This is a genomic window from Leuconostoc sp. JNUCC 76 (genome assembly GCF_053667755.1).
Window position 1 is genome coordinate 603,837 of the sequence record NZ_CM132206.1, and the last position, 25,918, is coordinate 629,754.

The window sequence follows — 25,918 nt, forward strand, 5'->3', positions numbered from 1 at the left end:
TTTTGCAAGTATCGGGTAATTGCGCGTTATATTCCTAACGTGAGGAAGGTCCATGCTCGTACACTCTGAGATGGGTGTAGTGTTTGTGCTGGGATAAAAAATAAACCCAGGAACAGTGATGTTACGGCAGTCGAAAGGGCTAAGGCTTAGGCTATGTCTGAATAGGCTCGAAGGTGCCATAGAAACGTATATGCTAGTGAAAGCTAGTATTTGAGACGAGGTAAACCCCACAAACGGGCAACCCAAACTTTTGGTAGGGGCGGCTGGCCTAGTGAAATGAAACGATGGTCGGTATGGTTCGTTTGAACGAACTTAGATAGATGATTACCGAAGGTGTAATGTTACCTGCATTGCACTGGAACAAAACATGGCCTATAGATACTTGCGACAGGTAGACTCGCTTCGGCGAGTTTTTTTGTATAAAAAAACTAGTTATTCAATAGCTTTTGTATATCCACGTTTTTTTATTGTATAAAAATTCAAATCAAGGTAAAATTAGTAATGTTGTTTCACATGAGGAGAAATTAAATGAATAGTATATTAAAAAAAGTATCAATCGTGATAATGACGATTACAATGTTATTGCCATTGTTAGCAGTTTTGCCAACTCATGCTGATGCTGCGACTACGGATCCGGCTCTAACTAAAATCAAGAAAAAGGGTACGTTAGTAATCGGTCTGTCAGCAGATTATGCACCATTTGAGTTCCATGCTACGGTCGACGGACGTGACCAAATTGTTGGTTTTGATGTTGAGATGGCTAAAAAAATTGCTAAGGATCTTGGTGTTAAGCCTGTCATTAAGGAAATGGGATTTGATGGTTTAATCGGTGCCTTGCAAACCGGTAAAATTGATGTCATTATTTCGGGTATCAATGCCACATCAGAACGAGAAAAAGTAGTTGATTTTTCAAACTCATACATGAAGCCTTTACAGACTGTGATGGTTTTGAAAAAAGATGCCTCTAAATATAGTGGCAACTTAAACTCTTTTTCTGGTAAGAAAATTGGTGTACAAAAACAAACTACCCAAGAAACTTATGCTCAAGAAAGTATGAGTGGATCAACAATAGTCAGTCTTCAAAAAGTTCCTGATTTGGTTGCACAATTATCCACTGGTAAAATTGCTGGAATTGTCCTTAATGAGCCAATATCTAAGGCTTATACACAACAAAATAAAGCCTTTAAAATTATTTATCCAAAGCCTTCGTCTGGAGAAGGGGCAGTTTCAATCGCGATGCCTAAAAATTCTCCAGTCCTGAAAGCCAAAATTAACAAGTCACTTGGTAACATCATTAAGTCAGGCGAATTAGAAGCTTATCAAAAAAGAGCTAATAAGCTAATGTTTGCCGATCAAAGCTTCTGGGCTAAATATGGTAATCTGTTTGTTAAGGGGACATTGTTGACGCTTGCCTTAGCTGCAGTGGCGGTAGTTTTGGGTATCGTGCTTGGCACAGTCTTTGCCTTATTCAAGTTGTCTCCCAATGCCATTTTGAGAATTATTGGTAATATTTATGTTGAGTATGTTCGTGGCACGCCGTTGCTAGTACAAGCGTTTATGGTGTTTTTCGGTACGCAAGTGATTGGATTGAACTTATCAGCTTTTGCTGCCGGTGCTCTGGCAATGGGACTTAATTCAGCCGCTTATGTTGCTGAAATCATTCGTTCAGGAATCAACTCTGTTGATTTTGGACAAACGGAGGCATCGCGTTCACTTGGCTTGTCAAAAGGCAAGACAATGCGATATGTCATATTACCACAAGCGGTTAAAAACATTTTACCTGCTCTGGGTAATGAATTTGTGACAATTATTAAAGAAGGTTCAGTTGTTTCTGTTATTGGTGTTGGTGAATTGATGTTCCAAACTGGTGTCGTTCAAGGGGCTAGTTTCAAACCATTTTTCCCATTAGTTATTGCATCATTGATTTATTTCGTTTTGACGTTTGGAATTAGTCGCTCATTGGGTTACGCCGAAAAACGTATGAATCGTAGTTCACGATAATTTAATTTAATGCAAGTAAAAAAGGACGCATCTGTCAATGATGCATCCTTTTTTTGTTATTCAAATAATACGCGAACACCTTCTGGAACTGTGAAGTCTTTTTGGAGTAGTGATAATTCGCCGGACTCGTCATTACGAGCGTACAATGACACGTTATCGGTATCTTGATTAGCAACTACTAAGAATTGTTCAGATTTGTCCCAATTCATGTCTCTTGGGAATTCTCCTTCAGTACTGATTAATTGAATACGTTCAATTTCAGATCCAAGATTAGTTGTTTTGAAGACTGCGACTGAGTTATTACAACGATTTGAAACATATATGAAGCGACCATCTTTACTGATGCGGATTGCAGCAGCTCCGTTATGTGCTGTCCAATCTGATGGTATAGTTGGTGCTGTCTGGACGTGTTCAAAAGAACCATCTTCACTGTTGTATTTCAAAACACTGAGTAGACTTGATAATTCACCGAGGAGGTAAGCATACTGACCATCTGGCGAGAACCGAATGTGACGAGGCCCAAAGCCATCTTCTGCTTTGAAACGAGCAGCTTCCGCTAACTTGCCATTGTCTGATACGTCAAAAGTAATAACTTCATCTGTACCTAAATCAACTGCAACTAAACGGTTGTCAGGCGTTAAATTGCTAAAGTGAATATGTGAAGATCCTTGTTCAGGACGCGGACCTGATCCTTCATTTTGCCAAGTATCGGTTAATGTCAAATTACCATCATCGTTAATTCGGTAAACTTCAACAGTTCCACGGTGATAATAACCTGCATAAACAAATTGACGATCTTCATCAACACCAATATATGCCGGCGCTGAACCTTCACTTAATTGTGCATCAATCTCAGCAAGGGGTCGAACGGAATTATCAAATGTAACAACACCACCTTGACCATCACGGTTCTCAACCGCATAGACTTTGTTGGCTTTTGATATTGCCAAATAAGTTGGATTTGTCAAACCACCAACGAATGTGGAGTTTTGTAATAATTTTTTTTCTGTATCAAGCTCAGCTTCATATATACCTTTTGAAACGTGCTTTGTATACGTACCAAATAGAATTTTATAGACTGCCATTATATAGTAGCTCCTTTGAATGTCTGTTTTAATTATACTTGTATGTAAGCATTTACACAAATAGAATTTTTAGCCTTAGTTAATTATCACATCATCGTAAAAATATTGCAAAGTAACAGCCATTCATAATTCTATGGTAAAATAATTACAATTGTATAGCATGAGAAGGGGAGTTTTTATGAAAAAACCAGAGCAACAGTCATGGTATAGTCGTTGGTTTTCTGGCAATGACTTGTTAAATGGTCTGATTGTAATTTTATTAGTTTTGCTAATCATTTTTTTGGCTTGGCAAGTACGTTTTTTGTTTGAACCAATTCGTGCATTATTTACAGCCGTCGGTGCACCAATAATAATAAGCGGTGTGTTGTATTATTTGCTGAGCCCGATTGTCGGTCTTCTGGAAAAATACGTGCATTTACCAAGAAATTTATCGATTGGTGTGGTCTTGATTGTCTTATTAGCTATCATTGGAGTAGCCATTGCTGCTATTGTCATGGTATTGCGCAATCAAGTCATTCAATTTATCGATAACTGGCCAAATTACTGGAAAACCAGCGAAGCTTTTATTAATGAGACTTTTGCCAGTGAACAATTTAAATTTATCAGAGATTATTTGAATCATACGAATTCTGATCTTAATCAGAATGTATTAGATTGGAGCAAAAAGTATTTGACGAGCGGGGTTGCAGGTATCAGTTCATTTGCATCAATCCTTACATCAATTGGTGTGACAATTGTTTCAACACCGTTTATTCTTTATTATATGCTGTTAGATGGACACAAATTTTCGTCATTTGTTTCTAGTAAGTTTCCAAATAACTCACAATTATCAGTACGCTATTTATTAACAGAAATTAGTAAGCAAATCGCTCAATATATTCGTGGACAACTTGGCGTTGCACTCGCTGTAATGATTATGTTTTCCATAGGGTATACCGTTATTGGTTTACCGTACGGCATATTATTAGCGCTGATGGCAGGTTTCTTTAACTTAATCCCGTATGTTGGATCAATTATTGCGCAAGTACCAGTTTTCATAGTAGCGCTGATTGCTGGTGGTCCAAAAATGCTAATATTAGCTATTATCGTGCTAGCTTTTGAACAACCAATTGAAGCACACGTTATTTCACCAAAAATTCTCGGGGAGGCGTTATCAATTCACCCTGTTACTGTTATCGTTGTGTTATTGAGCAGCGGACATATTTTTGGTGTATTAGGTATTGTGTTGGCGGTGCCATCGTATGCAGTAGCTAAAGTATTTGTTACGCACATCTATGATTGGTGGCGTGCAAACTCAGATTTATTTGAAGTAGAGGAAGTAGCTGAAAAATGACGAATCACATTGTTTTATTTGAACCTTTAATGCCTGCTAATACGGGGAATATTGCTCGTACGACTGCTGGGACAGATGCAGTTTTACATTTAATAGAACCGTTGGGGTTTGAACTGGATGACAAACACGTTAAACGTGCTGGGTTAGATTATTGGGATCATGTAAAGTTGGTGAAACACCCAAGCTTACCTGATTTTCTAGACACTTTAACAGAAAAAGACAACTTATACTTGGTTTCCAAATTTGCTAATCAAGACTACACACAGCCTAATTACGCACAAGATGATACTGACAACTACTTCTTGTTTGGGAAAGAAACCACAGGGCTACCAGAAGTATTTATGCGTCAAAATCCAGAGAAAGCTATTCGTATCCCACAAGATGATTCACATGTTCGTTCGTTGAATTTATCGAATACTGTCGCAATTGTACTTTATGAAGCATTGCGCCAGCAATCTTTTTCAAATTTAGAAACAACTCACACATATGAGCAAGATAAACTGAAATAAACGGTTGACAGATATAAATTTCCCTGATAAACTAATATAGTTGTTTCGTTACAACGAACAACTATTGACCATGGCTCGTTGGTCAAGTGGCTAAGACGCTGCCCTTTCACGGCGGAATCGAGAGTTCGATTCTCTCACGAGCTACTAAAAAGCGCAACTCTGGTTGCGTTTTTTTGTGTTTAAAAATTAAATTTTTGAAATAGAGTTAAGCAAAGCTTAAGAATTCGATGTGAACGTTTGTTCGTGTTTTAAAAATGATAAAATAAAGTGTTAGAATGAACTGACTAAGAGGTGGAACTTTGGCGACAAGAAAGACTACACAAAGACGGCGTACAACACGTGGTAAAAATAGTAAAAAAAAGAACCCTTTAGTTCAAAACCTATGTTTTTTGGGTGGTATTGTTTTAGGTATACTAGGGATATTTAAGCTTGGTATATTAGGGGTATTTATCGCTGATATTTTCCGTTTTTTCTTTGGAAACATGTATCTTGTGATTTTAATACCTATGACATTATTTTTAGGATACTATTTTATTACTCGAAAAACACCCAAAATAGCAACTCATTTTTGGGTCGGTGCCTTTATGATGTTTATTGCTGTTGAGACAATTTCATCATTGTTATTTTTTGAATACACACTAAAAAATGCAGATGGATACGTTGGCGAAGTGGTGCGGTTAATTAGTCAAGATTTTGTCAATCAATCAGCAAACACACCAGTTGGCGGTGGTATAATCGGTGCGGCATTGTATCATTTACTGTTTATGTTAATGTCTAGCATTGGCACGTGGATTGTAACAGTAATCTTATTATTCAGTGGTATTGCAATCTTTTTCCGTATTCCGGCTCGTGACATTGTTCAGCAAGGCGTTGAAAAAGCTCATGAAGGAGTTACCTATATTCAGGAAAAACGAGCTAACGAAAAGCCAACCCGACAATCGTTTTTCAAACGTGATCGACACAAGAAAGATATTACTGATTATGGAGATGATCCATTAGGTGTGAGCCAAGATAATAGCTTGTCGTCAGATGCTGTCCCTAAAATAGAAAAAGATGTCAATGAACCAAGTGCTCAAGAGAATTTCAATGAACCTGAAATTAAATGGAATGGTCCTATAGCACCCCAACCAACAAAAAAGTCACCCAAAAAACAAGCCGAGAAGACTTCTGTTAGTGATAGCGAAGTTTCTACAAATATGTTGGAAAAAGAAAATCCGGATTACCAGTTACCAACTGCTGACCTATTGACGCAATTAGCGCCTACAGACCAAACAAAAGAGTTTAAAGGTTTAACTGACAAATCACGTCTTGTTCATGATACGCTACAAAGCTTTGGTGTTGAGGCGGAAGTGACCAGTGTTTCATTAGGACCTACGGTAACGCAATATGAGTTAAAACCAGGGCAAGGCGTTAAGGTGAATCGAATTGCTAATCTATCGGATGATTTAGCATTGGCATTAGCTGCAAAATCAATACGAATTGAGGCGCCAATCCCCGGTAAACCCTATGTTGGTATAGAGGTTCCTAATGATACTCAGGCAACTGTTGGATTCCGGGACATGATTGAGAATGCGCCATTTGATGATAATCCGCTTAATGTGCCACTTGGCCGAGATGTAACAGGAAATATTATCATGGCAGACTTATCGGCTATGCCTCATTTGCTTATTGCTGGATCGACTGGATCTGGAAAATCAGTAGGGCTTAATGGTATTATTGTATCTATCCTTTTGCGTGCAAAACCTAATGAAGTTAAATTAATGATGGTTGATCCAAAGGTTGTTGAGCTATCTATTTATAATGGGATCCCACACCTGTTGACACCAGTTGTTTCGGAGCCACGCAAAGCAGCGAAGTCTTTGCAAAAAGTTGTTGACGAGATGGAAAATCGCTACAAGCTTTTAGCTCAATTTGGAAAACGTAATATTGGTGAATACAATGCGGCGGTTGAAAAGCAGAACGCTGAAGCCAAGGAAACAGATCAACCAATTATGCAACCAATGCCATATATTGTCGCCATTGTAGATGAATTCGCTGACTTAATGAGTACGGTGGGCAATGAAATTGAAGTTTCTATCGCGCGCCTTGGTGCTAAAGCTCGTGCAGCCGGTATTCACATGATTTTGGCCACACAGCGACCAGATGTTAAAGTGATTAACGGTACTATAAAAAGTAATATTCCTGGTAGAATTGCTTTTAGAACAGCCTCTGGAATTGATTCACGTACTATCCTAGACAGTAATGGTGCTGAGAAGCTACTCGGAAAAGGGGATATGATTTTTGCACCGCCCGGTAAGCCGACACAACGTGTTCAAGGTGCATTTATTAGTAATACTGATGTGACTAATATTGTTGAATTTGTTAAATCGCAACAAGAGGTTCAGTATTCCGATGCAATGACTGTTACAGATGAAGAAATTGCTCAAGATAACTCCGAAAATGCTGATGGAAATAGTGATGATGAGTTATTCCAAGAAGCTTTGCAATTTGTTATTGAACAACAAAAAGCCTCAACATCACTGTTACAACGTCGCTTCAGGATTGGTTATAATCGAGCCGCACGATTAATTGATGATTTGGAATCGGGCGGTTACATTGGTCCAGCAGACGGATCACGGCCAAGACACGTCAATATTTCAGATGGTAGTTCTGGAATAGAAAGTTAGCATTAGTTTCAAACTCAGTAGTATGATTATATTTTTTGAGTATAATTAAATGATTAAGCAAATAGGAGAATAATAAAAATGGCACTTACAAAAAATCAAATTGCTGCGCTACAAAATGTTTTTGATAATGGTATTTTAGATCATGATGCCGAGGCATTAGAAGCGCTAAAGATTGTATTGGCAGATTTAAAAAAATAATTGCAACGCAGCAAAAAAAATGTTATGATGTTTCTCAGAAACATTGATAAGGACAACTCGAATGTTATGCACTTAAAGAGAGCTCATGTTTGGTGAAAATGGGCAGTGCACACATAAGAGACTACCTTTGAGTGGTGATTTAGTATTTTTAAATGAAAAGTTACCCGGGTGATACCGTTATATATCATTTGAGAGAAATAGGAATTTTTCCTGTTTTTAAACTTGGGTGGTACCGCGGTAAAACGTCCCTTTAGATCGAATAAGGATCTAAAGAGACGTTTTTTGTTTTATTAATGTAAAAAATTGGGATGGAATTTGAAAGGAAAATAATATGGCAGAAATCAGTCTTACATTTCCAGACGGCGCTGTTAAGAAGTTTGATGAGGGCATCAAACCAATTGAGGTTGCTGCAAGTATTTCAAAGTCATTGGCAAAGAAGTCAGTGTCAGGAAAAATAAATGGTTCATATATTGGTATGAATGATGTTATTACTGAAAGTGGCGATTTTCAACTAATCACTACATCAGATAGCGAAGCATTAGATCTACTTCGTCACTCAGCATCTCATTTATTAGCACAAGCATTAAAGCGAATTCCAAAATTTGCTAACATTCATTTTGGAGTTGGTCCTTTTATTGAAAATGGCTTCTATTACGACACGGATAATGGGGCTGGTAATCAAGTATCAATCGAAGATTTCCCTGAAATCGAGGCGATGATGCACAAAATTGTGAAAGAAGATCTACCTATTCTTTCTCGTGAAATCACACGTGATGAAGCATTAGAAATGTTTGCTGATGATCCATATAAAGTTGAGTTAGTCAACGATTTACCAGCCGATGAAAAGATTACAATTGCTGTTCAAGGAGATCATATTGAACTTGATAAGGGTGGTCTGGTGCCCTCAACAGGTTGGATTAAGCATTTCAAGCTTACTTCAGTGGCTGGTGCTTACTGGCGTGGAAATTCAAGCAACCCAATGATGCAACGAGTATATGGAACAGCCTTTTGGAAAGCAGCTGACGTTGAAGCAGAAATTGCTCGTCGTGAAGAAGCCAAGGAACGTGATCATCGTGTCATTGGACGAGATCTTGATTTATTCTTTACTAGTCAAGAAGTTGGTTCAGGATTACCAGTTTGGCTGCCAAATGGTGCAACAATCCGTCGCCAAGTTGAAAGATATATTACAGATAAAGAGCTGTCAAATGGTTACCAGCACGTTTACACACCAGTATTGTCTAATTTGAACTTATATAAGACATCTGGTCACTGGGAGCATTATCGTGAAGATATGTTTCCACCAATGGATATGGGGGATGGCGAATTTTTGGAATTACGTCCAATGAATTGCCCATCACATATCATGGTATTTAATCATAAGCCACGTTCATACCGTGAATTACCAATGCGTATTGCTGAATTGGGAATGATGCATCGTTATGAAAAGTCTGGTGCTTTGACAGGGCTATCACGTGTTCGTGAGATGACGTTGAATGATGGCCATACGTTCGTTGAACCAGAAAAGTTAGAAGAAGAGTTTAAGTCTATCTTGACAATGATGATGGGCGTTTATCGTGACTTCAACATTAAAGATTATCGTTTCCGTCTGTCTTATCGTGATCCCAAAAATACAGAAAAGTATTTTGATGATGATGAAATGTGGGAAAAGTCACAAAAGCAATTGAAAACAGCAATGGACGATCTTGGTCTTGATTATTTCGAGGCTGAAGGTGAAGCTGCCTTTTATGGTCCAAAGTTAGACGTTCAAACAAAGACAGCCTTAGGTAATGAAGAAACATTATCTACGATTCAATTAGACTTTTTGTTGCCAGAACGATTTGATTTGAAATATATTGGTCGTGATGGGCTTGATAATCATCGTCCAGTGATGTTACATCGTGGTATTGTTGGTACGATGGAACGTTTCACAGCTTACTTAATTGAGATGTACAAGGGTGCATTCCCAACATGGTTGTCTCCTTTACAAGTGCAGATTATTCCTGTTAATTTAGGTGCTCACGGAGATTATGCAAATAATGTCCAACAGAAATTGCAAGATGCGGGATTACGCGCTAATGTTGAAACAAAAGATGCTAAGATGGGCTACCTCATTCGTGAAGCACAGACAAATAAAATACCATATACTTTGGTTCTTGGTGATTCAGAAGTGGATACTGATACAGTTACAGTTCGTAAATATGGTGAAGCAAAAACAATTACAATGTCATTTAATGAATTCCAAAACTTGATTTTATCTGATGTTGCCAATTATTCACGTGAATCCGAACCAGCAAAATAAAAATAGCTTGTTAAAAGAAATTATACTATACCATTTGTAGGTATATTTGTACAAAGCAAAGCACCCTGAGATTATCGAAGGGTGCTTTGCAATAGGAAAGGAAAATTTTTAATATTATGTCCGATTCAAAAGGCGACAGTAATCTTCCCAAACGAGGTTTACAAAATCGACACGTTCAGTTAATAGCCATTGGTGGTACGATTGGTACTGGTCTATTCATGGGTGCAGGAAACTCTATTCATTATGCTGGACCGTCTATTCTGTTGGTTTATTTAGTTATTGGAATGTTCATGTTTGTTGTGATGCGTGCTATAGGTGAATTGCTTTATGCTGATCCGAGCCAACATACATTTATTACATTTATTACCAAGTTTTTGGGAAACCGTGCCGGCTTTTTTGCCCGATGGTCGTACTGGTTAACCGTCGTATTTATGGGAATGGCTGAACTAACCGCTGTCGCGAAGTATATCCAATTTTGGCTACCAAGCCTCCCAAGTTGGTTAATCCAGATAGTGATGTTGATTTTATTGACATGCGTAAATTTGATTGCTGTAGCACTTTATGGTGAAACTGAGTTTTGGTTTGCTATGATTAAAATCGTTGCTATTTTAGCACTAATTGTTACTGGGATTATGATGGCAATAACTGGATTTAAAACCCCAGTAGGAACTGTTGCATTTAGTAATGTTTGGAATCATTTTGAATTTTTCCCTAATGGTGTTGGTAATTTTATTAATGCCTTTCAAATGGTGATGTTTGCCTTTGTCGGTATGGAATTTATCGGAATGACAACAGCAGAAACAGAAAATCCACGTTCAGTTTTACCTAAAGCAATTAATCAGATACCTTGGCGAATTTTATTCTTTTATCTTGGTGCCTTGTTTATTATTATGACAATCTATCCATGGCAAAAAATTCCTGCAAATCAAAGCCCATTTGTTATGGTTTTTGAATTAGCAGGTGTTAAGTGGGCAGCAGCATTAATTAATTTTGTTGTGTTGACGAGTGCTGCATCAGCTTTGAACTCAGTTTTGTTTAGTGCAAGTCGTAATTTTTATGCACTTTCATTTCAATCAAAAGCTAAATTTTTACAACCATTTAGAAAAATTTCTAAAACTCAATTACCAATCAATGCTGTATTGTTAACAGCAGTGATGGTTGCTTTCTCTGCATTGATTTCAGTTATACCTTCAATTACAAACGCATTCAGTTTTGTAACAAGTGCTTCAACTGATTTATTTTTAATGATTTATGTGTTGATTTTGATGGCATATATGAAATATCGTAAGTCAGATAGTTACATGCCTGATGGTTTTCTTGTTATAGCACCTAAGACATTAGTGCCATTGGCAATTCTGTTTTTCAGTTTTGTATTTGTTACGCTCTTCTTTAATCCAGAATCTCGTCTACCAGCAATTGGTGCTACTATTTGGATGGTCGTGTTTGGCTGTATTTCAATGAGACAACCAAAACAGGCGTTAAATAAGTAAGTTACTGTAATTTTTCTGGTTAGAAGGCAGTTAAAATCGCAATAGATATGAAAAGTTATATTTTAATATGACAAGCTTACATGTGTGGTAAAATATTACTATTCGTACTTTAGGGGAATTTTATGTCATTTCTAATTGATTTTATTTTGCACATTGATGTCCATATTGGTAATCTTGTGCAAGCGTTCGGTTTATGGACGTACTTGATTTTATTTGCGGTAATTTTCATTGAAACTGGTAGTGTGATTATGCCGTTTCTACCTGGAGATTCACTATTGTTTGCTGCAGGAGCAGTTGCTGCTACGCCTGCTGGGCTAAATGCCGGACTTAATCATTGGGTATTTATGATTGTATTCTTCTTAGCAGCTGTTATTGGTGACTCAGTCAATTTTTGGATTGGTCGTACAGGTGGTTATAAAATCTTGCATCACCGTTTCTTTGGCCGTTTCATTAAAGAACAACATATCAAAGAAGCTGAGGCTTTCTTTGAAAAGCGTGGTGCTGCGGCAATAATCATTGGGCGATACATGCCGATTGTTCGCACATTTGTACCGTTTGTGGCTGGCATCAGTCAATTTCCATACAAGCACTTCTTACGTAATAGTGTGATTGCTGCGTTTTCTTGGAGTTTAATTGCAACCGGTGCTGGTTATATGTTCGGAAATATTCCATTTGTTAAAGCACATTTTTCTGTAATTATTTTGGGTATTGCGTTGGTAACATTAATGCCAACGATTATTGGTGTTGTTCGTTCAGCGATGATTGCAAAAAAACAGAAAAAAATAATATCGAAATAACCGCCATTCATGGCGGTTTTTCTGTATAATTATAACTATGAATAACTTAAAAAAACTACAAGAATTAACTAAAATTTCAACATTAGAGATTGCTGATGCACTAGATGTTGAAGTTGAAACTGTTGAAGCATGGCAAAACGAAGAAAAAGTACCTAGTGTGAGTGATTTTGAGGCATTAAGTGGTATCTTCTCTTCTCAATTGGATGCTCAAGGAATCGACTCCCAATCCAGTAAGCATCCAATTCACATTCGTTTATCTGTGGATTATCTATTGAATCTAGGAATAACACTTTCAGATTGGATTACTTTAAAGTGGGCCTTTGAAGGGCAGTGGAACAATGATCAGTTAGCCGTCGGATTTTTTTCTAATAATCAATTGGTGCGTGTTGTCAAAAGTGAAAACGAATTTTCGGATGCTTTTGCAGGCTATCTTATTTTACAAACTGAAGGTGAGTTTGAACCATATATTGATGAGTTTGATAATGATAGGGAATACGATTGGCGGTTGTTACGTTTGAACGATGAAAGATTTGTAGATATAACTAACGATTTAATTGCAGCCAATTTACCAGTCATCAGCTAACAGTAGAGAAGTACACAAAGTAGTGACGTCTGTATAATATTATGATACACTACAATTAGATGTTAATACTTGTGGGACAATTGAATAAATTTGTCGATAATAAGGGTATTATTTTGTCAAAAACACAGTTTTCGTAATGGAAATTGTGTTTTTTTGTTCCGATAATAAATTTTGGAGGATAATATGGATTTAGGCAATGATTTTGTTACTCGTTTGGGACTTGAAAAACCATACGACTTAGAAAAGGTACGTGGTGGTGACATTAACGAGGCGTTTTCAATCTATTCGAACAACAAGCGCTATTTTTTAAAGATTCAACAAAATGCTCAAGCAAGTTTTTTTGATCATGAGGTTGCTGGTTTAAAGGCTTTGGGGGAAGTGGTGACTGTGCCAGCCATTTTAGCGCAGGGACAATTACAAGGACACGCCTACTTAGTATTGTCGTGGATTAATCAAGGAAATGGGACACAACAAGAATTAGCAAAGTCGCTGGTTAAAATTCACCAAGCTACAGCACCAAAGTTTGGATTTGATAGTGATAATTTAGTAGATTTTGTGCCTAAAAATAATACTTGGCAATCCTCTTGGGCTGAATTTTTTGTGACACAACGCTTGGATCCGCTAATGGCGCAAGCGCAAAAAAATAATTTTTGGCTGACCCAACGTGGTGATCATTATAATAATTTACGTGAAACGATATTAAATGATAATCACGCGCAAACAGTTCAACCATCATTACTGCATGGTGATTTCTGGGCAGGAAACTTTATGTTTAACGATCAAGGTAAACCTGTATTTATTGATCCTAACGTGTTCTACGGTGATCGAGAATATGATTTAGCTATTTCAAGAGTGTTTTCCGGGTTTAGCCTGTCATTTTATGATCAATATATGCAAGAATGGTCATTGGACGATGACTGGCAAAAACGTGAAAAATGGTATGAGTTCTATTACATATTGATGCACTTTACACGATTTGGTGATATTTATGCACCGCGAATGAACCAATTATTAACGTCTTTTTAAAAGCACATGATTGCTAGCAAAGAATTAGACGGAAAAACCTTGACATTCAATAGTGATTCAGTCATAATAATGACAGAATAAAAATTATTTCACATAGAGGTCGCGATTGACAATACACTTACCGGAGTTGCTGTAGCAATTGATGGTAAGCTTAGGGGATATCGCCGAAATCAAGGGTAACTACAAATAACCTTGATTGGGCTAATAGTTAAGAGCTATTAGACTGTCGCAGAGATGCGGTGAGCTATGGAAACTGTCAAAAATGCTAACAATGCCCTTTGATAAGTCCGTTTTGCGAACCTATCAAAGGGTTTTTTTGTGTAATTCAAGGGGAAATGATGACGTATCCAACAAATGAAAAGCAACATCTGACAGTTGATGGTGTTGATACAATCGAACTGGCAAAGACATATGGCACGCCGTTAGCAGTTTACGATGTAACACTTATTCGTAAGACAATGAGGGCGTTTAAACGTATCTTTGAACAAGAAAACGTCCCATATGTTGTAAGTTATGCTGGTAAAGCTTTTGCTACTAAAGCAATTTATCAAGTGGCAGCTCAAGAAAATATTCACGCTGATGTCGTGTCTGGTGGGGAATTATATACAGCAATTAAAGCTGATTTTCCAACTCAGCATCTTAGTTTTAATGGTAATAATAAGAGTTATGATGAACTTGTGATGGCCGTTGAAAATGGTGTGGGAACAATTATTGTTGATAATTTTCTGGAGTTACAGCTACTGTCAGAAATTACGGCGGAAAAAAATGTTATTCAAGATATTTTGCTACGTATTTCACCAGGAATTTCAGCTCATACTCATGAATTTATTAGTACTGGTCAACAAGATAGTAAATTCGGCTTTGATTTACAAACGGGTCAAGCGAAGCAAGCCTATGATATTGCAATAAAAGATAACCATCTTCACTTACGTGGCTTACATGCGCACATTGGATCTCAAATATTTGATGTGACTGGATTTGAGAAAAATGCAGCACTATTAGCAGACACTGCTTATTCATGGGGATGGCAACCAGAGGTCATTAATACTGGCGGTGGATTTGGTATTCGTTATACTGATGAGGATCAACCTTTGCCAGAAAGCGAGTTTGCTGATGCTATTATCCGTGTTTTGAAAGAGAAGGCTACACGGTACAATTGGGCGATGCCAGAAATATGGATTGAACCTGGTCGTTCGATTGTCGGACCAGCCGGACAAACTCTATATACAGTTGGATCGCGTAAGGATATTCCAGGAATTAGAAATTACTTGGCTGTAGATGGTGGTATGGGAGATAATATTCGTCCAGCACTTTATCAAGCAAATTATGAAGCGGTTTTAGCCAATCAACCAAATGCTAAAAGTGAAGAGATTGTGCGAATTGCGGGTAAGTATTGTGAGTCTGGTGACGTATTGGTTTGGCAGGCAGAATTACCGGCGACAAAACCTGGTGACATTTTATCTGTGCTTGCAACAGGTGCGTATGGCTATGCAATGGCTTCAAATTATAACCGAAATCCACGACCGGCCGTTGTCTTCGTGGAAAATGATCAGCATCAAGTCGTTGTTGAACGTGAAACTTTTGAACACATGATCAGTTTAGATCAGGATTATACTCTAGGAGATAAATAACATGGCTGAAAACGAAGCACAAAAACTAATTAATTTCATTGCAAATGCAAAAAAAATTACTCCAGTAAAGGTTACATATAAAGGTACATTGGCAACTGAAGTGCCAGATACTGTGCAACAATTTGGAAATGAGTCATTTGGACAATTGATTGGCGACTGGTCTGAAATTGAATTGTTGATTAAGAATCTACCATCAGAAGATGTGTTTATTGAAAATGATTCACGTAACTCTGCCGTTCCTTTGCTTGATAAAAAAGAAATTAATGCTCGCATTGAACCAGGTGCCATTATTCGCGATCAAGTTGAAATTGGTGATAATGCGGTGATTATGCTGGGCGCAGTGATTAATATTGGTGCAGAGATTGGTGCTAACACAATGATTGATATGGGTGCTGTACTTGGCGGCCGTGCCATCGTTGGTGAAAATTCTCATATTGGTGCTGGCGCGGTATTAGCTGGTGTGATTGAACCAGCATCTGCCCAACCTGTTCGCATCGGAAATAACGTTCTAGTTGGCGCTAATGCCGTCGTTATTGAAGGCGTACAGGTCGGTGACGGCGCAGTAGTTGCGGCTGGAGCGATTGTCACAAAGGATGTACCAGCCAATACAGTAGTTGCGGGTGTTCCTGCAAAAGTTATTAAGGAGATTGATTCGAAGACGCAACAAAAGACTGCGTTAATTGACGCATTGCGAGGCTTATAATGCCAGTTAGTGAAGAAGATTTAAAAACCTATCGGCGTGACTTACATAAAATTCCAGAACTTGCTTTAGCGGAATTTAAAACGCATCGTTATTTACTAGAAAAAATTCAATCTTGGCAAACTAATTTTATGACAATACGTCAAGTAGAAGAATTACCTACTGCATTGCTCGTGAAATTTTCTGGAACTGACCCAATTCGGACGATAGGATATCGTGCTGATATTGATGCGCTGCCAGTTACAGAAGATACTGGCTTGCCATTTGAATCAACACATAAAGGTGTTATGCATGCATGTGGGCATGATGTTCACATGTCTTTAGCTTTGGGATTGGTTCAGTATTTTAGCGAGAATCAACCTAAAGACAATTTAATTATCTTTTTTCAACCGGCTGAAGAGTCAAAAAGTGGTGGCAAATTAGCTGTTGATTTAGGAATCTTTGAAGGTGAATGGCATCCTGATGAGTTTTACGGTATTCATGATCAGCCTAATTTACCTGCTGGAACATTGAGTACATTAGCGGGTACCTTATTTGCCGGGACAGCCGAGCTCGAAATTGACATCTATGGGCAAGGTGGTCATGCGGCTTATCCCCACTTAGGTAAGGATCCAATTGTCATTTCGGCTGAATTAATTATGTTGTTACAAACTGTTGTATCGCGTGACGTTGATCCAATAGAAGGTGGTGTAGTGAGTCTTGGAATGATTAGCGGCGGCTTTACAAATAATGTTATTCCAGACACGGTTCATCTTGCCGGAACAGTTCGTAGTATGACTAAAGATGGGTTGGATAAAATGACAACACGAATTCGCCAAATAGTTGAAGGTGTGGCATTGGCAAATGATGTCAAGATTAATGTTCGCCTTGAAACAGGAAGTTATTTGCCTGTTGAAAACAATCCCGAATTAGCTAATAATTTGCTGAGTTTCATGGAACAGCGTCAAGACATTGCTTTTGAAGAAGCAAAACCTGCGATGACAGGTGAGGATTTTGGTTACATATTGCAACATATTCCTGGTGTCATGCTTTGGCTTGGCGTCAATGACAACCATTCACTGCACAGCGCGAAGTTAAACATCGATGAAGCAGCTTTGTTGCCAGGATTTAATGCTTTGAAAGATTTTATTGAGTGGCGAATGTCACAAGGAGAATAGCATGTACGAAGGAATTAATTTAATTACGGCGATTATTACGCCCTTTACAGTAAACGATGAGATTGATTATGAGTCATTAGAGAAATTAATTGAACACCTGTTAAATCATGGTTCGCAAGGATTTGTGATTGCAGCAACAACAGGTGAATCTCCAACGTTGTCTTTTGAAGAAAAAGTTGAGGTTACGAAGTTTATCGCAAAACAGGTTGGTAACCGTGCACTTTTAATTGCTAATGCAGGGTCCAATAATACAAAGGAATCCGTAGAAGCAGCCAAAGTTTTAAGTAAAATCGAGCATATTAACGGCATCTTAGCAGTAACACCGTATTATAATAAGCCAAGTCAAGCTGGTATGATTGCGCATTTTAAAGCTATCGCTGATGCTTCCGAAAAGCCAATTATGTTATATAATATTCCTGGACGTACGGTGGTCGGTCTGACAGTTGATAGTGTGATTGAATTAGCTCAACATCCTAATATTAATGCAATTAAGGAAACAACATCAACTGAATTTGTTGAAGCAGAGGTAGAAAGAACCACTGGATTTGCAGTCTATACTGGTGAAGATGCAATGACTCTTTCGGCCTACACTGTCGGCGGTGCTGGAACAATTTCGGTAGCTTCACATCTTTATGGCGACGAAATGTCTGAATTGTTTACTGCTATGAATGCAGATAACTGGCGTGAAGCTGCGCGCTTGCAACGTTACCTAACGCCACGAATGAATGCTCTATTTGCCTATCCTTCCCCAACTCCAGTTAAAACAAAATTGGCTGAAAAAGGATTCGTACGTGAAGTTGTCCGTCTGCCTCTTATTTCTTTAAGTGATGCAGAAAAATTACATTTGAATGAATTATTGGAGAAATAATGACAAAAATAATTTTAGCTGGTGGTTTTGGTAAACTAGGTCAAGCTATTCAAGATAACTTGAGTGAAGAATATGAAATTGTTGGTATTGTGAGTGGTCATCAACATGAGAGTAAGGTACCTGTGTGGACCTCCTTATCAGATATTAATGTGACAGCAGATATTTGGCTGGATGTCAGTACTCCAGCAACTGTATTTGACAATGCAATGTACGCAATCGAGCACAACATGCCACTAGTGATTGGTGCGACTGGTCTGTCTGATGAACAAGTAGCAACACTGCGTGAACAGTCATCAAAAGGCGTTTTAATTGTACCAAACTTTAGTTTATCAGCGGTTTTGTTAATGCAATTCTCACAGTTAGCGGCCAAATATTTTCCTGATGCAGAAATTATTGAAGCGCACAACCCTAAAAAGATAGATGCACCATCTGGAACGGCTAAGCAAACAGCAAAATTGATTGCAAAAGCTCGTATTGAGGAACCTACATCAACAAAATTAGCGCCAGCTCGCGGTGAACAGATTGATCGTGTGCCAGTCCATGCTGTACGGTTGCCTGGCTATATCGCACAGCAAAGTGTTTATTTTGGTGGTGTGGATGAGCAATTAACGCTGACCCAAAGTACAACAAGTCGATCAGCCTTTGTACCAGGTGTTATTCGCGCTATAGAAGCTGTGAAAAATATAGATGGTGTGGTCATCGGACTAGATCAAATTATTTAAATTAAAAATTGTGATGTTAATGTCAGTATTAGCATCATTTTTTATTTTAAAATACATGTGAATAGCAATATTTATCGTACAATAGAGTTATGAAAAAGATAACTAAAATTTCAATTCAAAAAAAAGCGGGTCGCTATAATATTGATCTAGATAATCAATTCGCTTTTGGTGTAGCAGAAAGTGTTCTCATCAAATTTGGTTTGGCGAAAGGGCGAGAATTAGATGAAGAACTAATTGCAGAAATTAAGCATAACGATTCTATTGCCAAGGCGTTAAGCATTGCGCTTAACTTTCTTAGCCACTCATTGCACACAGTTAAACAAGTTAAACAGAAAATGAGTGAAAAAGAGGTATCTGAAAGTATTCAGGATGAAGTCGTTGCCCAATTATATGAGCAAAAATACATCGATGATTTAAATTATGCACAACACTATGTTTCAACAAAAAAAAATATTAGTCCTAAGGGACCCAATGTTATCAAAATGGATTTGAAGCAGGCAGGTGTTAGTGATGATGATATCGAAACAGCGTTATCGGATTATGCTCACGAGGAGCAAATTGAAATTGCAGAGAAACTTGCTTTAAAATCTGCTAACACATACAAAAGAGAATCAACTCGTGCTAAGAAACAAAAAATTGTACAAGCTTTAGCTACAAAAGGGTTTTCTTTTGATATTGCAGAGATTGTTGTTGATAGGGTGATTACAGAAAATGACGATGAAGTTGAGTTAGAAAATATCAAACGTCAAGCGGAGAAAAGCTGGCGACGCTACCGTAAGGAACTACCAAGTCAAAGGATATATAAAACTAAAAATAGTTTATATACGAAGGGTTATAATGCCGAATTAATTAATGTGGTAATTCATGAGTTAGAAGTATCTGCAGATGATTGAAATGTGGTACAATTAAATAGGAATTCGGTGTTAGAAGAGTAGGTAGCGTTATGAACGTTGATAGACCCAGTCGTGGACCACGAGAAGGTGACTTCATCACGATCAAAAGCTATAAGCATGACGGCTCGTTGCATCGAACTTGGCGCGATACCATGGTACTAAAGACTAGTGAAAATTCTATCATTGGCCTAAACGATCATACTTTGGTAACGGAAGATGATGGTAGACGATGGGTTACCCGAGAACCTGCTATTGTTTATTTCCATAAGAAATATTGGTTTAACATTATTGCGATGATTCGCGATAATGGTGTGTCGTATTATTGTAATTTAGCTTCTCCCTATGTACTCGACAAAGAGGCGCTAAAATATATTGACTACGATTTAGATATTAAAGTTTTTCCTGATGGTGTCAAACATTTACTGGATGCAGATGAATATGCGGCTCACAGTAAAAAGTGGCATTATCCACCAGAAATCGATAAAATTTTGAAAGCTCATGTAAAAATTTTGGTTGATTGGATAAACGAAGGTTCTGGACCATTCTCACAAGGATATGTTGACGTTTGGTATACACGATATCAATATTTGATGCAACAGCGGTTAAAAGATCGTCGTTGAGAAAAAGCATTCGATTTGTCGAATGCTTTTTCTGATGCATGCGAAGAAGTTAATTGATTTATCACATAACAAAACATAAAAAAAAATAATCTGTTAAAATAAAGGTTATGAAGGCATTAAAAGAACAATATCAAACAGCACCGATAACGACAATTATATTTTTAGTAACTACTTTTGTATTCCTAATTGAGCTTGTATTAAGCCGTGGAATGACGGAAAATAGTGAATTTTTAATTAATATGGGTGCAAAATGGGGACCATATATCCAGTTAAAACATGAGTACTGGCGATTGTTAACACCTGTTTTTCTCCATGCTGGTTTTTTACACATTGTCACTAATATGATAACTTTATGGTTTATTGGACCACTCGTTGAACGAGCATTTGGCAGTGCAAAATTCTTTGGACTATATTTTTTTGGTGGCGTTATTGGTAATATTTTTTCATATTTATTCGCGCCGTCGAGTGTTTCTGTAGGTGCATCTACAGCACTTTTTGCCATGTTTGGTGGACTGATTTTATATGCCATTCGTTTTAAAGAAGATCCGCAAGTTAAGTCGATGGGAACAATGTTGGGGCTCTTTGTCATTTTGAATCTGCTCACAGGATTTTCATCAACGGATATTGATATATGGGGGCACATCGGTGGCTTAATCGGTGGACTGATGTTTGCGGTAATGTTTGGTTTCTATGGGCGCAGTGGAAAATACGCTATTCGAGCGCGCTTAATCATGGGGACTATAGCAGTATTGCTGATTATTTTAACTTTTTGGACAGGTTTAAGAATATGAAAACATTTTATGATGTATTACAGTATTTAAAAGAATTCGGTGTGTATATTCATGTCGGTAAGCGTCTGTGGGACATCGAATTAGCAGCACTAGAAGTAGATAATCTCTACAAAACTGACATTCTAAATGCAAAAGATTACGCAACAATTAAGTTAATTTTATCACATGAACACACAATGGAAGTTGAAAATCCAAGTGATTGAAAACATTTAATGAAAATGATGAAAACGCTTGCACTATGTAAGCACTTTCTGTTAGAATATGTAGGTAATAAATTTTATGGAGGAAACATGCATTGCGCTGATTAATCATCATATAAGGCAGTTAATATGTCTTTAGAAACACGCTTTGCACTTTAATAATCATGGCAAAAGATAAACTTATTGGCGTTGATCTTGGTGGTACAACTATCAAGTTTGCAATTTTGACTGATCAAGGTGAAATTCAACAAAAGTGGTCAATTAAAACAAATATTTTGGATGATGGTGCACACATTGTTCCAGATATTGTTGAATCCATTAATCATCATTTAGACTTATACCAATTGGATAAAGAACGTATTATTGGTATTGGTATGGGAACACCGGGAACTGTTAACCGCGAAACGGGCACAGTCACAGGTGCCTTTAACTTAAATTGGAAAACAGAGCAACCTGTCAGAACAGATATTGAGGCAGGAACTGGATTTACTTTGACAATTGATAACGATGCTAATGCTGCTGCCCTTGGCGAAGCATGGAAGGGCGCTGGTAATAATGATGATGATGTTTCATTCATTACCTTAGGCACCGGTGTCGGTGGTGGATTGTTAGCCAATGGTAAGCTAATCCACGGTAAAGTTGGGGCCGGTGGAGAAGTTGGCCACATGATCGTTGAACCTGATGGATACTTGTGCACATGTGGTAATCGTGGCTGTTTAGAACAATATGCTTCAGCTACAGGTGTTGTTCATTTGGCACAAAATATTGCTGAAGAATATGTAGGTAGTTCAAAATTAAAGAAGATGATCGACAATGGTGAAGAAGTCACATCAAAAATTGTTTTTGATTTAGCAAAACAGGGCGACTTTTTGGCAAATAAAGTTGTTGACAAAGTGGCTTACTATTTGGGTTATGCCACAGCTACTATGTCTAATATCTTGAATCCATCAGCTGTTGTTATCGGTGGTGGTGTTGCTGCTGCTGGCGAGTTCTTGCGTGCACGTGTTGAAGAACATTGGAGCAAGTTTGCTTTCCCAACTGTTCGTCACTCTACACGTGTCAAGTTAGCAGAGTTGGGTAACGATGCTGGTGTGATTGGCGCGGCGAGTCTAGCTCGAATAACTGCTTAAAATAATTACAAATAAAAAACTGCTATCTCGTAGCAGTTTTTTATTTGTAATTATTTATGCTAAATTGACTGATGCTTCTGCATTTTTTTCTGATGCATCATCATCTGATATGTGGGGTAAAAATGCAGGTAGCAAATCGTTAACGGAGAAATCAGTCAAGATTTGCGTTTTTAAATCGACTGCATCATCAATTGCTACCGTAGCCTGAATTTTTGGCATCATGCCGTGAGCTAGTTCTTGATCTTCTAATATGGCCTGCATTGTTTCTTTTGAATTACGGTTATACAGAAAGTCTGTGATGTTGATGCCCACTTTTTTAGCAATATTGATTACTAAATTACGTGAGTATTTCTGATGACCCATCGTTAGCGCTTCTTGTAGGTTAATAAGTAAAGCACGCGCTTTTTTATTACCTTCAATTTGAGCAGCTTTGAAATCGAGAGTGAGTCGATAGACTAAGCTGGCTTTGTCTGCTGGCTCATCAGCACATGTTGAATTATCATCTTTAATCATTTGCAAAATTGGTTCATTGATTAAAGGTACAAAAAACAGATGATGTGAGCGGTGAATTTGTTGACTAATTTTTTGTAGATATTGCTCTGTAATTAAGCAATTATCGGACAGTGGCGTGTCGAAATGATATATAGATAGCATGATTGTTCTCCTGAGTTATTAACTTATTCAATATACAAAATATTAGTATAGTCGTCAAGGGTATACTTGACAAATGATACGCTCATAAATATGTTAAAATAGAATAGTAGTAATTAAAAAAATATAATAAAGGATGACAGTATGAATTGGGATCATTTTTTTATACCATATATTCAAACCGTCTCAGAGCTTAAAGTAAAATTACGTGGTTTGCGTCAGCAATACGAAAAATCTGGTGAAGATTCATCAATTGAATTTGTAACTGGTCGTGTAAAGTCTCAAGCCTCAATTGAAGAAAAGATGGTTCGTCGACATTTAGATGAAAATCGGTTAGCACTTGATTTGCAAGATATTGCTGGTGTTCGTATTATGACTAAATATGTGGAAGATATCTACACTGTAGTTGACTTATTACGTCAACGCACGGATTTTCAAATTTTAGAAGAACGTGACTATGTAAGTAATGCAAAACCTTCAGGATATCGTTCCTATCATATCGTTATTGAATACCCAGTACAAATGTATACTGGTGAACTAAAAGTACTAGCTGAAATTCAAGTGCGAACAATGGCAATGAATTTTTGGGCGACTGTTGAACATGATTTGCGTTATAAGCATGGTGAATTAAACGAAGATTTAGCAGATCGATTGACGAAATTATCTGAATCAACTTTTGCTTTAGATCAAGAACTTAGTGAGATAAGAGCAATAGAATGAAAATCGCAATTTTCAATAATCATGCTGAACATAGCGTGCTTATTGCCAAAAAATTAATACTGGCAATGAAAAAAAACAATGTCGATATTGATGATAGAAATCCGGATATTGTCGTTTCCGTTGGTGGGGATGGCACGCTTTTGGGCGCTTTCCAAAAGTATGTTGATCAAACAGAAAGCGTGCGCTTTGTTGGCCTTCATACAGGCCATTTGGGGTTTTATACGGATTGGTTAAGCACGGAGCTTGATCAGTTTGTTGATAGTTTAATCCATGATAATGGACAAAAAGTTAGTTACCCATTACTCGAACTGACTGTTGTGAGAACTAGTGGTGAATCTTATAAATTTTTAGCGCTTAATGAAGCGGTTATAAAGCAACCCATTGGTACTTTAGTTGCTGATATATATTTAGGCGGTCAGGCCTTTGAGCGTTTTCGTGGAGATGGTATTGCTGTTGCAACGCCAACTGGATCAACAGCTTATAATAAGGCTAATGGTGGTGCAGTGCTACATCCGAGCTTGCCAGCAATTCAAATGTCTGAAATAGCCTCAATTAATAACCGAGTATTTCGAACATTAGGTTCACCGCTAATCGTGCCACAAGATCAAGAAATTGTCATGAAACCAAAAAGCGATCATTTTTTGGTCATGTATGATCAAGAAGAGATTAAGGGGCACAATATCACCGAACTACGCTTTAAGGTTTCCGAAAAAAGCGTCCATTTTGCTCAATATCGGCATGTAGATTTTTGGCGGCGTGTACAGAATGCCTTTATCAGTGAAATTGAATAAATTAAAAAGCTAATTACTGTCTTGAGGGATAGGATTTTTTATACATAAATTCGAGAGGAAATTTAGTAATAGTTTGTTCCAAGTCGGTACAAGCTAGAAATTATATATTGCAAATATTGTAGTATATAATTTAAGTTATTGAATAAGATTAAATATGAAATTTACTTGGAAATATAGTGGTGATGAACAGCGTAAAGTGCGTACTTTTTTGCAAAATCATGGCGTTTCGCATAGAATGTTTAGCCAAATGAAGCATAACGGTGGCGCAATCTTGGTAAATGAAAAACCAGTTTATACATCCGATTATTTGACGAATGGTGACATCGTGACGATTGTTATGCCTACAGAAAAAAGCAATGACTTGGTTGTACCGGACTATAAACCATTAGACATTATATTTGAAAATGAACATTGGCTAGTTGTTGATAAACCGTACGGTATAACAACGGTTCCAGGACATGCTGATCGTTTGCATACTTTGGTGAATCAAGTTAAAGGACACCTTGAAACAATTAAGGCTGATGATTTAGTTCCTCATGTTGTTACTCGCCTCGATCGTGACACATCAGGAATTGTCTTGTTAGCCAAACATAGATTTGCCCATGCGGTTTTGGATCAACAATTACAAAACCACACGGTTGAAAAATTTTATTTGGCTTATCCGTCAGGAATTTTACCGGATGATCATGGCGATATTAATGCACCGATTGGTCGTATGGATGATGATTTTATCAAAAGAGAAGTCCGTGATGATGGCAAACCATCTCGCACAGAATATTGGGTCGAACGTCGTTATGAAGATGATGAACAAAACATGACTCGTGTGAAGGTGCAATTGCATACGGGGCGAACACACCAAATCCGTGTTCATTTTGCCAATATAGGGCACCCTTTGGTAGGGGATACTTTGTATGGTGGACCAGCATGGCATGGATTACAAAGGCAAGCATTGCATGCTTATCATATGAAATTTTATGATCCCTTCATTGAGGAATACCGAGAATTTAATACCCTTTTACCAGATGATTTAAAAACCTTGAGAGATATAGAGTAAACA

At 37.6% G+C, this 25,918-nt stretch carries 24 protein-coding genes, 1 tRNA gene, 1 other RNA gene, 1 riboswitch and 1 other annotated feature; of the genes, 24 read left to right on the forward strand and 2 right to left on the reverse strand.

Going from position 1 to position 25,918, the window contains the following annotated elements; all coding sequences use genetic code 11:
- Positions 1–7: 7 nt before the first annotated feature.
- Positions 8–380, forward strand: an RNA gene (gene rnpB / locus JNUCC76_RS03180) — RNase P RNA component class B.
- A 148-nt stretch (positions 381–528) separates the two neighbouring features.
- Entirely contained in the window at positions 529–2,001 is a 1,473-nt protein-coding gene (locus tag JNUCC76_RS03185) for an ABC transporter substrate-binding protein/permease (protein WP_454155744.1), read from the forward strand.
- A 56-nt stretch (positions 2,002–2,057) separates the two neighbouring features.
- Here JNUCC76_RS03185 and JNUCC76_RS03190 read toward each other — a convergent pair whose 3' ends face one another.
- Positions 2,058–3,086 carry a lactonase family protein gene (locus JNUCC76_RS03190; protein WP_454155746.1) on the reverse strand — a complete coding sequence of 343 codons (1,029 nt, stop codon included), beginning with the start codon at positions 3,084–3,086 and terminating at the stop codon, positions 2,058–2,060.
- Positions 3,087–3,264: 178 nt separating this feature from the next.
- Between JNUCC76_RS03190 and JNUCC76_RS03195 the strand changes: the two genes are divergently transcribed.
- The 19 genes from JNUCC76_RS03195 (at position 3,265) to JNUCC76_RS03285 (ending at position 22,699) form a co-directional block, all read left to right on the forward strand.
- The gene (locus JNUCC76_RS03195) at positions 3,265–4,419 is read left to right on the forward strand and encodes an AI-2E family transporter (RefSeq protein ID WP_454155748.1); all 1,155 of its coding nucleotides are present in this window, start codon (positions 3,265–3,267) and stop codon (positions 4,417–4,419) included.
- Positions 4,416–4,928 (forward strand): tRNA (cytidine(34)-2'-O)-methyltransferase, encoded by a 513-nt coding sequence (locus tag JNUCC76_RS03200; RefSeq protein ID WP_454155750.1) that lies wholly within the window; start codon positions 4,416–4,418, stop codon positions 4,926–4,928. Before JNUCC76_RS03195 ends, JNUCC76_RS03200 begins: the two co-directional genes overlap by 4 nt.
- Positions 4,929–5,000: 72 nt before the next feature.
- A tRNA-Glu gene (locus tag JNUCC76_RS03205) sits at positions 5,001–5,072 on the forward strand.
- Positions 5,073–5,227: 155 nt separating this feature from the next.
- Positions 5,228–7,594 carry an FtsK/SpoIIIE family DNA translocase gene (locus tag JNUCC76_RS03210; RefSeq protein ID WP_454155752.1) on the forward strand — a complete coding sequence of 789 codons (2,367 nt, stop codon included), beginning with the start codon at positions 5,228–5,230 and terminating at the stop codon, positions 7,592–7,594.
- A 232-nt stretch (positions 7,595–7,826) separates the two neighbouring features.
- Positions 7,827–8,045, forward strand: a binding site (T-box leader).
- Between the two features lie 78 nt (positions 8,046–8,123).
- Entirely contained in the window at positions 8,124–10,091 is a 1,968-nt protein-coding gene (gene thrS, locus JNUCC76_RS03215; protein ID WP_454155754.1) for a threonine--tRNA ligase, read from the forward strand.
- A gap of 116 nt (positions 10,092–10,207) precedes the next feature.
- Entirely contained in the window at positions 10,208–11,581 is a 1,374-nt protein-coding gene (locus tag JNUCC76_RS03220) for an amino acid permease (RefSeq protein WP_454155756.1), read from the forward strand.
- 122 nt (positions 11,582–11,703) lie between these two features.
- Positions 11,704–12,378 carry a VTT domain-containing protein gene (locus JNUCC76_RS03225; RefSeq protein WP_454155758.1) on the forward strand — a complete coding sequence of 225 codons (675 nt, stop codon included), beginning with the start codon at positions 11,704–11,706 and terminating at the stop codon, positions 12,376–12,378.
- Positions 12,379–12,415: 37 nt separating this feature from the next.
- Positions 12,416–12,961, forward strand: a complete 546-nt coding sequence (locus tag JNUCC76_RS03230) for an XRE family transcriptional regulator (protein WP_454155760.1) — start codon at positions 12,416–12,418, stop codon at positions 12,959–12,961.
- Between the two features lie 183 nt (positions 12,962–13,144).
- Entirely contained in the window at positions 13,145–13,987 is an 843-nt protein-coding gene (locus JNUCC76_RS03235; RefSeq protein ID WP_454155762.1) for a fructosamine kinase family protein, read from the forward strand.
- Between the two features lie 86 nt (positions 13,988–14,073).
- A riboswitch (Lysine riboswitch) is annotated at positions 14,074–14,242 on the forward strand.
- An 83-nt stretch (positions 14,243–14,325) separates the two neighbouring features.
- Entirely contained in the window at positions 14,326–15,618 is a 1,293-nt protein-coding gene (lysA, locus tag JNUCC76_RS03240) for a diaminopimelate decarboxylase (protein WP_454155764.1), read from the forward strand.
- 1 nt (position 15,619) lies between these two features.
- On the forward strand, positions 15,620–16,321 hold the full coding sequence (gene dapD, locus JNUCC76_RS03245) for a 2,3,4,5-tetrahydropyridine-2,6-dicarboxylate N-acetyltransferase (RefSeq protein ID WP_014324468.1): 702 nt from the start codon (positions 15,620–15,622) through the stop codon (positions 16,319–16,321).
- On the forward strand, positions 16,321–17,475 hold the full coding sequence (locus tag JNUCC76_RS03250) for an N-acetyldiaminopimelate deacetylase (RefSeq protein ID WP_454155767.1): 1,155 nt from the start codon (positions 16,321–16,323) through the stop codon (positions 17,473–17,475). The genes dapD and JNUCC76_RS03250 overlap by 1 nt, the downstream gene beginning before the upstream one ends.
- A 1-nt stretch (position 17,476) precedes the next feature.
- Entirely contained in the window at positions 17,477–18,343 is an 867-nt protein-coding gene (gene dapA, locus JNUCC76_RS03255; RefSeq protein WP_454155769.1) for a 4-hydroxy-tetrahydrodipicolinate synthase, read from the forward strand.
- Entirely contained in the window at positions 18,343–19,065 is a 723-nt protein-coding gene (gene dapB, locus JNUCC76_RS03260) for a 4-hydroxy-tetrahydrodipicolinate reductase (protein ID WP_072613331.1), read from the forward strand. The genes dapA and dapB overlap by 1 nt, the downstream gene beginning before the upstream one ends.
- Before the next feature lie 89 nt (positions 19,066–19,154).
- Positions 19,155–19,958, forward strand: a complete 804-nt coding sequence (gene recX, locus JNUCC76_RS03265; RefSeq protein ID WP_454155771.1) for a recombination regulator RecX — start codon at positions 19,155–19,157, stop codon at positions 19,956–19,958.
- Between the two features lie 50 nt (positions 19,959–20,008).
- On the forward strand, positions 20,009–20,578 hold the full coding sequence (gene ntdP / locus JNUCC76_RS03270) for a nucleoside tri-diphosphate phosphatase (protein ID WP_004164346.1): 570 nt from the start codon (positions 20,009–20,011) through the stop codon (positions 20,576–20,578).
- A gap of 107 nt (positions 20,579–20,685) precedes the next feature.
- Positions 20,686–21,369, forward strand: a complete 684-nt coding sequence (locus JNUCC76_RS03275) for a rhomboid family intramembrane serine protease (protein ID WP_454155773.1) — start codon at positions 20,686–20,688, stop codon at positions 21,367–21,369.
- Entirely contained in the window at positions 21,366–21,572 is a 207-nt protein-coding gene (locus JNUCC76_RS03280) for a YqgQ family protein (protein WP_011679476.1), read from the forward strand. The genes JNUCC76_RS03275 and JNUCC76_RS03280 overlap by 4 nt, the downstream gene beginning before the upstream one ends.
- 161 nt (positions 21,573–21,733) lie before the next feature.
- Complete coding sequence (locus tag JNUCC76_RS03285; protein ID WP_454155775.1) at positions 21,734–22,699, forward strand: ROK family glucokinase; 966 nt, start codon at positions 21,734–21,736, stop codon at positions 22,697–22,699.
- 54 nt (positions 22,700–22,753) lie between these two features.
- Here the strand turns inward: JNUCC76_RS03285 and JNUCC76_RS03290 are convergent, their stop codons facing one another.
- Complete coding sequence (locus JNUCC76_RS03290) at positions 22,754–23,353, reverse strand: DsbA family protein (RefSeq protein ID WP_454155777.1); 600 nt, start codon at positions 23,351–23,353, stop codon at positions 22,754–22,756.
- A 141-nt stretch (positions 23,354–23,494) separates the two neighbouring features.
- Between JNUCC76_RS03290 and JNUCC76_RS03295 the strand changes: the two genes are divergently transcribed.
- From JNUCC76_RS03295 to JNUCC76_RS03305, 3 genes are all read left to right on the forward strand, one after another.
- Positions 23,495–24,070 (forward strand): GTP pyrophosphokinase, encoded by a 576-nt coding sequence (locus JNUCC76_RS03295; protein WP_454155778.1) that lies wholly within the window; start codon positions 23,495–23,497, stop codon positions 24,068–24,070.
- Positions 24,067–24,861, forward strand: a complete 795-nt coding sequence (locus JNUCC76_RS03300) for an NAD kinase (protein ID WP_454155780.1) — start codon at positions 24,067–24,069, stop codon at positions 24,859–24,861. The genes JNUCC76_RS03295 and JNUCC76_RS03300 overlap by 4 nt, the downstream gene beginning before the upstream one ends.
- 154 nt (positions 24,862–25,015) lie before the next feature.
- Complete coding sequence (locus JNUCC76_RS03305) at positions 25,016–25,915, forward strand: RluA family pseudouridine synthase (RefSeq protein ID WP_454155782.1); 900 nt, start codon at positions 25,016–25,018, stop codon at positions 25,913–25,915.
- The last annotated feature ends 3 nt before the right edge of the window (positions 25,916–25,918 follow it).